This window comes from Baekduia sp., from assembly GCF_035996765.1.
Taxonomy (GTDB): Bacteria; Actinomycetota; Thermoleophilia; order Solirubrobacterales; family Solirubrobacteraceae; genus Baekduia.
In genome coordinates this window covers 1-13,929 of sequence record NZ_DASYJG010000012.1, presented here as the reverse complement: position 1 = coordinate 13,929, position 13,929 = coordinate 1, and the positions used below count along the sequence as shown (strand labels likewise).

The 13,929-nt window shown below is 68.8% G+C and carries 10 protein-coding genes and 1 pseudogene; 10 read left to right on the top strand and 1 reads right to left on the bottom strand.

All coding sequences use genetic code 11. The features are described 5' to 3' along the window. The 5 genes and pseudogenes from VGO10_RS02540 to VGO10_RS02520 all read left to right on the top strand — a co-directional run. Positions 1–1,350 (top strand): annotated as a pseudogene (locus tag VGO10_RS02540) (DNA-directed RNA polymerase subunit beta); the annotation flags it as partial. A 30-nt stretch (positions 1,351–1,380) separates the two neighbouring features. Continuing rightward, positions 1,381–5,655: a DNA-directed RNA polymerase subunit beta' gene (gene rpoC, locus VGO10_RS02535; RefSeq protein ID WP_327464817.1), complete on the top strand. Its 4,275-nt coding sequence runs from the start codon at positions 1,381–1,383 to the stop codon at positions 5,653–5,655. Between the two features lie 410 nt (positions 5,656–6,065). Further along, positions 6,066–6,953, top strand: coding sequence for a hypothetical protein (locus VGO10_RS02530; RefSeq protein WP_327464815.1), 888 nt, complete (start codon positions 6,066–6,068; stop codon positions 6,951–6,953). 35 nt (positions 6,954–6,988) lie between these two features. After that, a complete protein-coding gene (locus tag VGO10_RS02525; protein WP_327464813.1) occupies positions 6,989–7,507 on the top strand; it encodes a hypothetical protein in 519 nt (172 codons plus the stop codon). 42 nt (positions 7,508–7,549) lie between these two features. Beyond that, entirely contained in the window at positions 7,550–8,317 is a 768-nt protein-coding gene (locus VGO10_RS02520; RefSeq protein ID WP_327464811.1) for a class I SAM-dependent methyltransferase, read from the top strand. Here VGO10_RS02520 and VGO10_RS02515 read toward each other — a convergent pair. After that, positions 8,314–8,472: a hypothetical protein gene (locus VGO10_RS02515; protein ID WP_327464809.1), complete on the bottom strand. Its 159-nt coding sequence runs from the start codon at positions 8,470–8,472 to the stop codon at positions 8,314–8,316. The two genes, VGO10_RS02520 and VGO10_RS02515, sit on opposite strands and share 4 nt — an antisense overlap. 220 nt (positions 8,473–8,692) lie before the next feature. On the opposite strand from VGO10_RS02515, the gene VGO10_RS02510 reads away from it, so the two are divergent. The 5 genes from VGO10_RS02510 to rpsG all read left to right on the top strand — a co-directional run bounded on the left by VGO10_RS02510 (position 8,693) and on the right by rpsG (position 13,850). After that, a complete protein-coding gene (locus VGO10_RS02510; protein ID WP_327464807.1) occupies positions 8,693–10,072 on the top strand; it encodes an aspartate aminotransferase family protein in 1,380 nt (459 codons plus the stop codon). Further along, positions 10,072–11,700, top strand: coding sequence for a PucR family transcriptional regulator (locus VGO10_RS02505; protein WP_327464805.1), 1,629 nt, complete (start codon positions 10,072–10,074; stop codon positions 11,698–11,700). Before VGO10_RS02510 ends, VGO10_RS02505 begins: the two co-directional genes overlap by 1 nt. A gap of 27 nt (positions 11,701–11,727) precedes the next feature. After that, complete coding sequence (gene ald / locus VGO10_RS02500) at positions 11,728–12,861, top strand: alanine dehydrogenase (RefSeq protein ID WP_327464803.1); 1,134 nt, start codon at positions 11,728–11,730, stop codon at positions 12,859–12,861. Positions 12,862–12,976: 115 nt separating this feature from the next. Continuing rightward, the gene (gene rpsL / locus VGO10_RS02495) at positions 12,977–13,372 is read left to right on the top strand and encodes a 30S ribosomal protein S12 (RefSeq protein ID WP_027005617.1); all 396 of its coding nucleotides are present in this window, start codon (positions 12,977–12,979) and stop codon (positions 13,370–13,372) included. Between the two features lie 7 nt (positions 13,373–13,379). Next, positions 13,380–13,850 carry a 30S ribosomal protein S7 gene (gene rpsG, locus VGO10_RS02490; protein ID WP_327464799.1) on the top strand — a complete coding sequence of 157 codons (471 nt, stop codon included), beginning with the start codon at positions 13,380–13,382 and terminating at the stop codon, positions 13,848–13,850. Positions 13,851–13,929: the final 79 nt, after the last annotated feature.

Sequence of the window (13,929 nt, the reverse complement as noted above, 5' to 3'; positions counted from 1 at the left end):
GACCGCGGCATCGTGCGCATCGGCGCCGAGGTCGGGTCGGGCGACCTGCTGGTCGGCAAGGTCACGCCGAAGGGCGAGACGGAGCTGACCGCCGAGGAGAAGCTGATCCGCGCGATCTTCAAGGAGAAGGCGCGCGAGGTCCGCGACACCTCGCTCAAGGTGCCCCACGGTGAGGGTGGCGTCGTCATCGACGTCATGACCTTCAGCCGCGAGAACGGCGACGACCTGCCGCCCGGGGTCAACGACCTCGTCCGCGTCTTCGTCGCCAAGAAGCGCAAGATCTCCGAGGGCGACAAGCTCGCCGGCCGCCACGGCAACAAGGGCGTCATCTCGAAGATCGTCGACGAGCAGGACATGCCGTTCCTCGAGGACGGCACGCCGGTCGACGTCATCCTCAACCCGCTGGGCGTCCCGTCGCGCATGAACGTCGGCCAGATCCTGGAGACCCACCTCGGGTGGGCCGCAGCACAGGGCTGGTACAACGACGACGAGAAGGGCTTCAAGCACGGCGACCGCGTCTACACGGCCACGCCGGTGTTCGACGGCGCCTCGCTGGAGGACGTCGACAACGCCCTCGTGCGCTGGCAGGCCGACCACAAGAAGTCCGGCGGCAAGATCAACATGGACGTGGACACCAACCGCGTCCCGGGCCGCCAGGCCACCGGCAAGTTCCGCCTCTTCAACGGCCGCACCGGCGAGCCGTTCGAGGAGACGGTGACCGTCGGCTACATGTACATCCTGAAGCTGCTGCACCTCGTGGACGACAAGATCCACGCGCGCTCCACCGGCCCGTACTCGCTGGTCACCCAGCAGCCGCTGGGCGGCAAGGCGCAGTTCGGCGGCCAGCGCTTCGGCGAGATGGAGGTCTGGGCCCTGGAGGCCTACGGCGCCGCGTACACGCTGCAGGAGATGTTGACGATCAAGTCCGACGACACCGTCGGGCGCGTCAAGGCCTACGAGGCCATCGTCAAGGGCGAGAACATCGCCGAGCCGAGCATCCCCGAGTCGTTCAAGGTGCTGCTCAAGGAGATGCAGTCGCTGGCGCTCGACGTCAACGTCGTCTCCGAAGAGGGCCAGCGGGCCGAGATGGCCGACGAGGACGACGACCTCCTGCGTGCGGCCGAGGAGCTCGGCATCGACCTCTCCGGCGTCCGCGCCGGTGAGGTTCCCGCCGAGGCAGCTGCCGATGAGGCCGTCGAAGGCACCGACGACACCGACGCTTCCGACGGCGCAGAAGCCGTTGCGGAGGAGACGGTCGACGAGGCACCCGACCTCGACATCGACGGAGAGGTCGACCTGGGCGAGTTGCCCGAGGACGTCTCACCGGCGGTCGTTGAGGACGAGGCGTAGGACCCACCCGAGAAGACTGAAAGAGATCGCATGATCGACATCAATAACTTCGACGCCATCGAGATCGGACTGGCGTCCTCCAAGCAGATCCGCGGGTGGTCCTCGGGCGAGGTCACCAAGCCGGAGACCATCAACTACCGCACGCTCAAGCCGGAGAAGGATGGCCTCTTCTGCGAGCGCATCTTCGGTCCCACCAAGGACTGGGAGTGCTACTGCGGCAAGTACAAGCGCGTCCGTTACAAGGGCATCGTCTGCGAGCGCTGCGGCGTCGAGGTCACGCGCTCCAAGGTGCGCCGTGAGCGCATGGGCCACATCGACCTGGCCGCCCCGGTCAGCCACATCTGGTTCTTCAAGGGCGTCCCGAGCCGCATCGGCTACCTGCTTGACATGGCTCCCAAGGAGCTCGAGAAGATCCTGTACTTCGCCGCGTCGATCGTGACGTGGGTCGATCAGGAGGCCCGCTGGCGCGACCTGCCCAAGCTCGAGGCCGACATGCAGGAGGAGCTCACGCGCCTGCGCGCCGAGGAGAACGAGCGCGTCGAGGAGCTGCGCACCTCGCGCGAGGCCCGCATCTCGTTCCTGAGCACCGGCGAGATGACCGACTTCGGCGACGAGGACACCCTCTGGGCCGAGTCGCTGGACATCAACGTCAAGAAGCTCTCCGACGACGAGCGCGAGAAGCTCGTCAAGGAGATCCAGAAGACCTTCGCGTCCGACATCGACGACACGCAGGCCTACTACGAGGACGCCCGTGAGCGCCTCAAGGACGTCTGGAAGCTCTTCTCCAACAAGGATGAGCCGGCCGACGAGGCGCCCCAGGAGGGCGAGGACTGGCCGCTGAACACCTACGTCGACAAGGCGGCCGAGAAGGACGACTTCCGCCCCAAGACGATCATCGCCGACGAGACGTTCTTCCGCGAGCTCAAGCACCGGTTTGGATCGCCGTTCGGCTTCGGCGAGTACTTCGGCGGCGGCATGGGCGCAGAGCACATCCGCACGCTGCTGTCGGAGAAGGACGAGTACGACCGCCTGGCCCCGCCGCGCGACACGGATGCCGACCGCCTTGCCGGCGACGACCTCGCCCCGCAGGACCAGCCCGGCATCGTGCTCGAGCACGAGCGTGAGGATCTCGAGGACCAGGTCAAGAACGGCAAGGGTCAGAAGCAGGCCCGCGCGGTCAAGCGCCTGAAGGTCCTCTCGGCCTTCCTGCACTCCAACAACAAGCCCGAGCACATGGTGCTCGAGGCCGTGCCGGTCATCCCGCCGGAGCTGCGCCCGATGGTGCAGCTGGACGGTGGCCGCTTTGCGACCTCCGACCTCAACGACCTCTACCGCCGCGTCATCAACCGCAACAACCGGTTGAAGCGTCTGCTCGACCTCGGCGCGCCCGAGATCATCGTCAACAACGAGAAGCGCATGCTGCAGGAGGCCGTCGACGCGCTGTTTGACAACGGCCGCCGCGGCCGGCCCGTCACCGGCCCGGGCAACCGTCCGCTGAAGTCGCTCTCGGACATGCTCAAGGGCAAGCAGGGCCGGTTCCGTCAGAACCTGCTCGGCAAGCGCGTGGACTACTCCGGCCGTTCGGTGATCGTGTCGGGCCCGTCCTTGCGCCTGCACCAGTGCGGCCTGCCCAAGTTGATGGCCTTGGAGCTGTTCAAGCCCTTCATCATGGCCCAGCTGGTTGAGCGCAAGGCCGCGCAGAACATCAAGGCGGCCAAGAAGATGGTCGACTCCATGATCCCCGAGGTCTGGGACGTCCTGGAGCAGGTCATCCACGAGCACCCGGTGCTGCTGAACCGCGCACCGACGCTGCACCGTCTGGGCATCCAGGCCTTCGAGCCCGTGCTGGTCGAGGGCAAGGCCATCCAGGTCCACCCGCTCGTCTGCTCCGCCTTCAACGCGGACTTCGACGGCGACCAGATGGCGGTCCACCTCCCGCTCAGCGCCGAGGCGCAGGCCGAGGCCCGGATCCTGATGCTGTCGTCCAACAACATCCTGTCCCCGGCACACGGCGCGCCGCTGGCGACGCCCGCGCAGGACATGGTGTTGGGCACCTTCTACCTGACGCACGGACCCGACGCGGCCGAGCTGTCAGACAAGCAGGCGCTGTTGGCTGCCGGCGACTGGCCCAAGAACGAGCCGCGCCCGAAGGTCTTCCGCACCGCGCAGGAGGCCGAGCTCTCCTACGACAACAAGATCGTCGGCCTGCACGACCTGGCGGAGTACCGCCAGCAGGGTCGCGAGGGTGGCCACATCCTCACGACGGTCGGCCGGATCATCTACAACGACAAGATCGAGCGCGCGCTGGCCGAGGCGCTGGGTGACGACTTCACGGTCGACTCCTACACCTTCGTCAACCAGGCGATGCGCAAGAAGGACACCGTCAAGCTGATCGACGCGCTCGTGCAGAGCTACGGCGCATCGGGCGTGGCGCTGGTGCTCGACGCGTTCAAGGACCTCGGGTTCCACTTCGCGACGCTCGCCGGCATCACGGTCTCCAAGAACGACGTGATCATCCCGCCCCAGAAGGGCGAGATCCTCAAGAAGTACGAGGGCGAGGTCGCCGAGATCCACGACCAGTACGACATGGGGCTCATCACGCAGGAGGAGCGCCACGAGCTGGTCGTCGAGAAGTGGACGCAGTGCACCGACGAGGTCGCGGACTCCATGCAGGAGAACTTCGATGAGTTGAACCCCATCTTCATGATGGCCAACTCCGGAGCCCGTGGCTCGATCTCCCAGATCCGCCAGCTGGCCGGCATGCGCGGCTTGATGGCCAACCCGAAGGGCGAGATCATCGAGCGCCCGATCAAGGCCAACTTCATGGAAGGCCTGACGGTTCTCGAGTACTTCATCTCGACCCACGGTGCCCGCAAGGGCCTCGCGGACACCGCGCTGCGTACCGCCGACTCCGGGTACCTCACCCGGCGCCTGGTGGACGTGTCGCAGGACGTCATCATCCGCGAGCTCGACTGCGGCACCACCGAGGGCATCGAGTTGCCGGTCTTCGACGCCGCCGGCGACCCGAACACCAACCTGGTCGGCCGGATCGCTCCGGCAGACATCGGTGGCAAGGGCAGCAAGGCGATCGTCGAGAAGGGCCACGAGATCGACCGCGCCGAGTTCGCGCTGATCGTCGAGCACTTCCGCGCCGAGCACGAGAAGGGCGCACGGCCGATGGTGCCGGTCCGCTCCGTGCTCAAGTGCGAGGCGACCAGCGGCGTGTGCCAGGCCTGCTACGCCCGGGCCATGGCCACGGGCAAGCTCGCGCAGATCGGTGACGCGGTCGGCATCGTCGCCGCCCAGTCGATCGGCGAGCCCGGCACGCAGCTGACGATGCGCACGTTCCACACCGGCGGCGTCGCCGGCGCGGACATCACGCACGGTCTCCCGCGTGTCGTGGAGCTGTTCGAGGCCCGCAAGCCGAAGGGCCTCGCGCAGATCGCCGAGCAGGATGGCGTCACGACGCTCGAGGAGACCGACAAGGCCCGCACGGTCGTCGTCACCGACGACACCGGCGAGGAGCACCGCTACACATTCCCGCGGCGCACGCGCTTGCTGGTCGAGAACGGGCAGCGCGTCGCGGCCGGTACGCAGCTCAACGAGGGCTCGCTGTACCCGCACGACCTGCTCAAGCTCCGCGGCCGGACCGAGACCGAGCAGTACCTGGTCAAGGAGGTCCAGGAGGTCTACAAGTCCCAGGGCGTGGACATCAACGACAAGCACATCGAGCTGATCGTCCGCCAGATGCTCAAGAAGGTCCGCGTGGATCAGAAGGGCGACACGAACTACCTCCCGGGGCAGTTCGTCGATCGCTACGACTTCGCGCGGGTCAACGCCGACGTGGCCAAGGCCAAGGGCGAGACGGCGCAGTACGAGGAGATCATCCTCGGGATCACGAAGGCGTCCCTGAACACGGACTCCTTCCTCTCGGCCGCCTCCTTCCAGGAGACGACCAAGGTGCTCACCGACGCGGCGCTCGAGGGCAAGAAGGACACCCTCAACGGCCTCAAGGAGAACGTGATCATCGGCAAGCTGATCCCGGCCGCGACGGGGCTCAAGCGCTACCGCCGCATCGAGATCGAGCCGTCCGAGCCGCTGCCGCGTGCGATGGACGAGGTCGGCCTGCTCGACCAGGACGAGATCGCTGCCGAGCTGGGTCTCGGCAACGGTGACGGCCTCGGTGGGTTCGGCGCGGGCTTTGACCAGGACCTCGCGCAGCTCGAGGACATCGGCGCCGGTGGCGACACGGGCTTTGCCGACGAGCTCGCCGAGCTCGACGTGCCGAGCGATAGCGACGAGTAGCCCCACCGGCAACTCGCAGGTGTGAGAGAGGCGCCCCTTTCGGGGCGCCTCTTTGCGTTCTCAGCCCTTGGGTTCAGGAGGTGCTCGGCGGCGCGAGTGGAAAGGAAGTGCGGAGCACCGGCCACGGTGGCGTAAACGCCCGTTGGACGACTGTTCTCCCCAAATCCCCAAAGCGAGATCACACCGTCGATGGCACGAAAGAGCACCGATTTTGCGCCCATTTGCGGGGAACTTGCCATCTTGATCGCATCCTTACGCAAGGGCCGGCGGGGACCGCTACGCTCTTCGAGGACCGTTTGGGTCAAGCGGTTCGGAGCGTTTGCCGATGTCTGGGGCGAGAGATCGGTGAGCTGGATCCTACCTGCCCACCTCCGCCAGACCCACGCCTTTCGCCCCACCACCACCACTGCATGACGATCCAACTCGGCATCTTCCTCGCGCTGATCTGCGCCTTCGTCTCGAACCTCGGGTTCTTCTTCAAGCACCGCGGTGCTGCTGAGTGCGCGAAGGTCGACATCCGTCGCCCCTTCCGCAGCACGAGGAACCTCTACTCGTCGAAGTGGTTTGCCATCGGCATGGCGATCGCGACGAGCGCGTGGATCTTCCACGTGGCGGCGCTGGCGATGGCTCCCATCTCGGTGGTCCAGGTCGTGCTCGCGGGTGGCGTCGTGATGATCGGCGTGATGGCCCAGCGCCTCTTCGGCGTCGACGTCGGCAACCGCCAGTGGTGGGGCCTCGCGCTCACCTGCCTGGGCCTCGTGCTGCTGGCCGTGACGTTCCCGACCAACCACGACGGCGCGCACTCGAGCTTCTCCACTCCCGCGATGATCGCCTTCGAGGCCGGCCTGTTCGGCATCGGCGGCCTGCTGATCATGGGCCCGCGCGTCGGCGCTCCTGCCGAGCACCACGGCGTCATGCTCGGCGCCGCGGCGGGCGTCCTGTTCGGCGTCTCTGACGTCGCCATCAAGGCGCTCACCGGCATCGCCGGCCACGAGGGCATCATGGCCATCGCCGCCAGCCCCTGGCTCTACGTCACGATCGGCGCCTCGGTCGCCGCCTTCTTCTCTTCTGCCCGCGGCCTGCAGGACGGCGACGCCGTCTCGGTCATCGCGATCACGGGCACCGCGGCGAACATCACGACGGTCGCCGCCGGCATCCTCGTCTTCGGCGACCCGCTCCCGGGCTCCACGCTGGGCATCGTGCTCCAGGGCCTCGCCTTCCTGCTGGTGATCGTCGCCTCGGCGATGACGCCCGCGCCGCGCGCCGCCGGCGCGGCCGCTGCACCCGCCGCAGCCTGAGCGGCGAACAGCTTCTTCTAAGGTGCGGGGCGGCTATGCGCCGCCCCGTCCTCGTTCTCGGCCTCGTCGCCGCCCTGCTCGCGCTGGGCTGCAGCCGGCCGCAGACCAAGCTCCAGGAGCTCCCCACCGGGCCGCTGACCAAGGACGCGTACGTCCACGCGTTCGACGTCAGCGCGGCGGGTCTGGCGCCGAAGTACGGCGTGGGCGAGGATCTGCCGCCCGACGCGCCGGCCAAGGCGCAGGACGCCCACGTCGTTGCGTTGCAGCGGCTGCTGCGCGCGTGGGCCGATCGCTTGGCGGGGCTGCAGCCACCGGCGCCGGCCGCCCATGCACAGGCCCGCTACGTCGCCGGCATCCGCAGCTTCGCCGCCGACCTCGACCGGGCGCGCGCTGCGCCGGCCCGCGGCGACACCAATGGCGCCGCGGCGCTGCTCACCTCCGGGCGCATCGTCTCGGCCCGGACCCGCGCCGACCTCCTCGCCGCCCGCCGCGCCTTTCACACCTTGGACTACGACCTCCAGGATCTCGACTCGGCGCCGGTGAAGACGCCTTAAGCCGCGTTGCCATGCCAGCCGGGCGGTGACAGCCTGGCGGGCATGACGTCGCTCACCGATAGGCCGCGCTACGACGAGATCGGCGTGGGCTACGCTCGGACACGCCGAGAGGATCCGCGCTTTGCGGCGCTCATCGACGCAGCGCTGGGCGACGCGCGCACCGTCGTCAACGTCGGTGCTGGCGCCGGCTCCTACGAGCCCGACGACCGCCACGTGATCGCGATCGAGCCCAGCGACGTGATGGCGGCCCAGCGCCCATCGCACCGCGTCCCCGCGATCCGCGCCGGCGCCGGCGCGCTGCCGCTGCGCGACGCCAGCGTCGACGCCGCGATGGCGATCGTCACCGTGCACCACTGGGATGCCGAGCAAGAGCGCGGGGTCCGGGAGCTGCGCCGCGTCGCGCGCGGGCCGGTCGTGATCCTCACCTACGACCCGCGCGTCAGCGCCACGATGTGGCTGATGGCCGACTACCTGCCCGAGGTCGCGGCGATGGACCACGCGATCTTCCCGCACCCCGAGCGGCTGGCCGGCTGGCTCGGCGGCGACGTCACGATCGAGCCCGTGCCGATCCCGCGTGACACGCCGGACTGGATGCTCGGCTCGTTCTGGGCGCATCCCGAGCGGGTGCTGAATCCCGCGGCGCGTGCTGCTACCTCGGGCTTTGCCCGCATGGAGCCGGCGATCGTGGAGCGCTGTGTGGCGGCGGTGGCCGCTGATCTGACCTCCGGGGCGTGGGACGAGCGCCACGGGCACCTCCGCGCGCTCGACGCCCATGACGTCGGGCTGCGGCTCGTCGTCGGGCGGCGCTAGGCCGCCTGTACGTCGACCTCGGCCTCGTCGTCGGCCGGGGCCGGGCCCTGCGCGGGGAACAGCTCGGCGTCGCAGTAGGGACACAGCGACGGCGCGCTGTGCGGGGTGACCGCGTAGCTCGCGAGGCCGCAGCTGGGGCAGAGGACGTGAGGCACTCGTCCTTAAGTACGTAAAAACGGTCGATGTGTGACGGGGGAGGTGGTCTTCGTGACCGGCATCTGACCTCGGCCCGCCGTTGGCCGCTGTGGCGCAAGGGCGCTTTGCGCTTGAGCCAGCACGGCCTAGGTGTTCGCGGGAGGCTTCGCGCCGGGGTACCGTTGTCCAACGTGACGGCGTGCCTGCCGGATCGGACAAGAAGAAAGGGAGAGGCTCTCGATGGCGACCACCGCCGAGACGAGCAACGCCGAGCTTCAGGAGCTCGCCAAGCGCCACCTGTGGATGCACTTCAGCCGCATGGGCGCCTATGAGGACGGTGCCGAGGTCCCGATCATCGTCCGTGGCGACGGCTGCTACGTCTATGACCAGCACGGCAAGCGGTACCTCGACGGCCTCAGCTCGCTCTTTTGCACGAACATCGGCCACGGTCGCGCCGATGTGGCGCAGGCCGGTGCCGATCAGGCAAAGGAGCTCGGCTTCTTCCCCAACTGGAGCTACGCCCACCCGCGTGCTATCGAGCTCGCCTCGAAGATCGCGGAGCTCGCACCCGACGACCTCAACCGGGTGTTCTTCACCAGCGGTGGCAGCGAGGCCGTCGAGTCGGCGTTGAAGCTGGCCCGCCAGTACCACAAGCTCCGCGGCAACGGGACCAAGTACAAGGTCATCGCGCGGGACACGGCTTACCACGGCACGACGATGGGCTGCCTCACCGCGACCGGCATCCCCGAGCTCCGCGCGCCGTTCGAGCCGCTGCCCGCCGGCGGCTGCCACGTGCCCAACACCAACACCTACCGGCTGGCCGAGGGCCATCAGCCCTCAGACCTGGCCGAGGCGATTGCCCGTCGCATCGAGTTCGAGGACCCGAGCACGGTCTCGGCGATCATCCTGGAGCCGGTGCAGAACGCCGGCGGGTGCTTCGTGCCGCCCGAGGGGTACTTCGATCGCGTGCGCGAGATCGCCGATCAGTACGACGTCCTCTTCATCTCTGACGAGGTCATCTGCTCGTGGGGCCGGCTCGGCGAGTGGTTCGGCGCCCAGCGCTACGGCTATCAGCCGGACATCATCACGACGGCCAAGGGCATCACCTCGGCTTATGCGCCGATGGGCGCCGTGATCGCCTCCGACCGCGTCTTCGAGCCGTTCGCGCACGGGACGACCTCCTTCACCCACGGCCTGACGTTCGGCGGACACCCCGTATCCGCGGCGGTCTCGCTCGCCAACATCGCGGTCTTCGAGGACGAGAACATCCTCGACAACGTGCGGGCCAATGAGCCCGCGCTGCGGGCGATGTTGGAGTCGCTGCGCGACATCCCGATCGTCGGCGACGTGCGCGGGGCCGGCTACTTCCAGGCCATTGAGCTGGTCAAGGACCAGTCGTCCAAGGCATCGTTCAGCGACGAGGAATCCGAGACGCTGCTGCGCGGCTACCTCTCCGGTGCGCTCTTCGAGCGCGGCCTCATCTGCCGCGCCGACGACCGCGGCGATCCGGTCATCATGCTCGCCCCGCCGCTGATCGCCGGGCCCGAGCAGTTCGCGGAGATCGAAGGCGTCCTGCGTCCCGTCCTCGAAGAGGCCTCGCGGCGGATGCGCCTTCTCTGATGCTCACCGTCCGCGAGCTCCTGCGAGACCTGGAGGTCGGTGTCCTCACCGGCGAGCCGAACCTCGACGCGCCCGTGCGCTGGGTGCACATCTCCGAGCTGGCGGACCCCACGCCGTGGCTGTCGGGCGGCGAGCTGCTGCTGACCACCGGCCTGTCGCTCTCGACGCCCGAGGAGCAGCGCGCCTACGTCGCGCGCCTGGCCGACCACGGCCTCGCGGGCCTTGGCTTCGGCGTCGGCTTCGGCCATGAGCGGGTGCCCGAGGCGCTGGTCGAGGCCGCGGCCGATCGTGACTTCCCCGTCATCGAGATCCCCTACGACACGCCGTTCATCGCCATCACCGAGAAGGCGTTCGCGCGGTTGGTCAACGAGCAGTACGCGCTGCTGCAGCGCTCGATCGCCGTCCAGGAGCGCCTCCAGCGGATCGTGCTCTCCGAGCGGGGGCTGGATGCGATCGCCTCGGCGCTTGCGACGCTGATCGGCGGCACGGTCGTGGTCTTCGACGGCCGCGGCGAGCCCCAGGCGCTGCACGCCTTCCGGCGCGAGCTCCCCGACGACGCGCTGGCCACCGTCGGCGCCGAGCTGCGTGAGCGCGCGCGGCGCACCGAGGCGCGTGGCTTCGTTCCGTCCCATCTCGACCTGGCGCCGCGCGCGCTGGCGCTGCCGATCGCCGGCGCCGAGACGACAGGACTACCGCAGGCGTGGCTGGTCGCCGTCAAGGATTCGGGCGGCCTGTCGGAGTTCGACCGCGTCGTCCTGCATCAGGCCGTCACCGTCGTCGCCCTGGAGCTGTTGCGTCGTCACGTCGCCTCCTCGACCGAGCGACGGCTGGCGGGCGACGTGCTCTCAGAGCTGGTCAGCGGTGCCGTCGCCGGCCCGGACCTCGCGCGGCGCCTGGAGCCGTTCGGCCTCGGCGGGCGCGTGACGGCGCTCGTGCTGTCGCCGCCGGCCCGGACTGGCGGCAAGGGCGGCAGCGTGGAGGTCTGCGAGGCGGCGCTGGCCGGTGCGCTGCGCGACGAGGCCGTCAGCGGCCTGGTCGCCACGACCAGCACCCACGTCTGCGCGCTGTTGCCTGGCTTCCTGGATGAGGAGCTCTTCGAGCTCTCCCAGCGCGTGCTGGATCGCGTCGTCACCAAGATGGCCACGGTGCCGGCGGCTGGCGCCGGCCGCGCGGTGGCAGCCGGGGACGCGCGCCGCGCCTACCACGAGGCGCGATGCGCGTTGGAGGCTCGCACGCTCGGCCGGCCGAGCGGGACCGCCGAGGCCCACGGCAACGGCAATGGCAACGCCACCCCCAAGCCGACCGTCGCCACCTATCGCGACCTCGGCTCCTTCCAGTTGTTGTTGTCCTTGCAGGACTCCGACGCGCTGCGCCTGTTCTGCGAGTCCCTGCTCGGCCCGATCGAGTCGGGCGAAGGCCACTACGGCGGCGAGCTGATGCGCTCGCTGGAGGCCTTCATCGAGTGCAACGGCCAGTGGGAGGCGGCCGCTCGCCGGTTGTACTGCCACCGCCACACGCTGCGCTACCGCATCCGCAAGATCGAGGAGTTGACGGGGCGCGACCTCGCTAGCGCCCGCGATCGCATCGAGTTCTGGCTCGCGCTGCGCGGCCGGGAGCTCGTCGGCTAGTTCCCTACGAGAGAGGTACGAGAAGCCATGAAGGTCGGCGTCCCCACCGAGATCAAGACCGACGAGTACCGCGTGGCGATCACGCCTGCCGGCGTCCGGGAGCTGGTCGATCGCGGCCATGAGGTGCTGATCCAGCACGGTGCGGGGGAGGGGTCGGCGATCCCGGATGTCGAGTACGCCGAGCAGGGGGCGGCGATCGTGTCGGATGCGGCTGCGGTGTTCGCCGGGAGCGACATGGTGGTCAAAGTCAAGGAGCCTCAGCCGGTGGAGGTCGCGATGCTCGAGCCGCGCCACACGTTGTTCACCTACCTGCATCTGGCGCCCGATCCCGAGCTGACGCAGGCGCTGCGCGACTCCGGGGCGACGTGCATCGCCTACGAGACGGTCACCGATCCCAACGGTCGTCTGCCGTTGCTGGCCCCGATGAGCGAGGTCGCGGGCAAGATCGCCACGCAGGCCGGGGCGTTCATGCTGGAGAAGCCGCTCGGTGGTCGCGGCCTGCTGCTCGGCGGCGTGCCCGGTGTCGCGGCGGGCAAGGTGATGGTGATCGGCGGCGGCGTGGTCGGGCTGACAGCGGCCGAGATCGCGATCGGGATGGGCGCCGAGACCTATGTCTATGACCGGTCGATCGATCGTCTGCGCGAGCTCGACTTCCTCCTCAACAACCGCTGCTCGACCGTGTTCTCAACCACGTTGAGCATCGAGAAGATGCTCCCGGAGGTCGATCTGGTCATCGGCGCGGTACTGGTGCATGGGGCCAAGGCCCCGCACGTGATCACCCGGGCCCAGCTCTCGTTGATGAAGTCGCACGCGGTGCTCGTCGACGTCTCGATCGATCAGGGCGGCTGCTTTGAGACCTCGCGGCCCACGACCCACACCAACCCGACCTACGAGGTCGACGGCGTGACGCACTACTGCGTGGCCAACATGCCCGGCGCGGTCCCGATCACCTCGACGTTCGCGCTGACCAACGCGACCATGCCCTACGTCCTCCAGTTGGCCGAGCAGGGCGTGCACGCCGCGCTGGAGTCCGATCCCGGCTTTCTGGCCGGCCTGAACGTCGCCGCCGGCGAGGTCACCTACGCGCCGGTCGCCGCCGATCAGGGCCTCACCGCCACCGACCCGCTCGCCGCGCTGGCCAAGGTGCCCGCCGCCGCCTGACCAGAATCGAACCCGGCACGTCCTCGCGCGCGGGAAGCAAAGCGCGAGCGACGAAGGCCGACCGTCAGGGCCGCAACCGGACAACACCCGAACGCTTGCTACCATCCCGCGCCGCATGCCCACCACGAGCCAACTCGTCCGCAAGGGTCGCAAGCCCAAGCCGCGCAAGATGTCCACCCCGGGTCTCAAGTCCGGCAAGGGCAACAAGAAGAAGCAGGCCGCCCCGCAGCGCCGTGGCGTCTGCACCCGCGTCTACACGACCACGCCCAAGAAGCCGAACTCGGCGCTGCGCAAGGTCGCCCGTGTGCGGATCACCGGCTCGGTCGAAGTCACCTCGTACATCCCCGGCGAGGGCCACAACCTGCAGGAGCACTCCGTCGTGCTCGTGCGCGGCGGCCGCGTCAAGGATCTCCCGGGCGTGCGTTACAAGGTCATCCGCGGCACGCTGGACGCCTCCGGTGTGACGGATCGCAAGAAGAGCCGTTCCATGTACGGCGTCAAGAAGAAGTAGAGACCGCATGCCCCGTCGCTCCGCAGCAACCATCCGGCCGATCGAGCCGGATCCCGTTCACCGCTCCCGCCTGGTCACCCAGGTGGTCAACAAGGTCATGCTCGATGGCAAGAAGAGCACCGCCGAGCGGATCGTGTACGACGCGCTCGCCATCATCGGCGAGAAGACGGGCAAGGACCCGATCGAGCAGCTCGAGGCGGCGCTCAAGGCGCTGACCCCGGCCCTCGAGGTCCGCTCCCGCCGCGTCGGCGGCGCGACCTACCAGGTCCCCGTCGAGGTCCCGCCGCGCCGCTCCCGCACCCTCGCGGTCCGCTGGCTCGTCGAGTTCGCCCGCCAGCGTCGCGAGAAGACGATGGCCCAGCGCCTCGCCAACGAGCTGATGGACGCCATCAACTCCCAGGGCGGCGCCTACAAGCGCAAGGACGACATCTACCGCATGGCGCAGGCCAACAAGGCCTTCGCGCATTACCGCTGGTAACAGGTCTTCATTGACTTATGGTCTCGACGGTCGCCCTCGGGCGGCCGTTGTGCGTTGTGGGGTGGCGGTGGTGACGGGC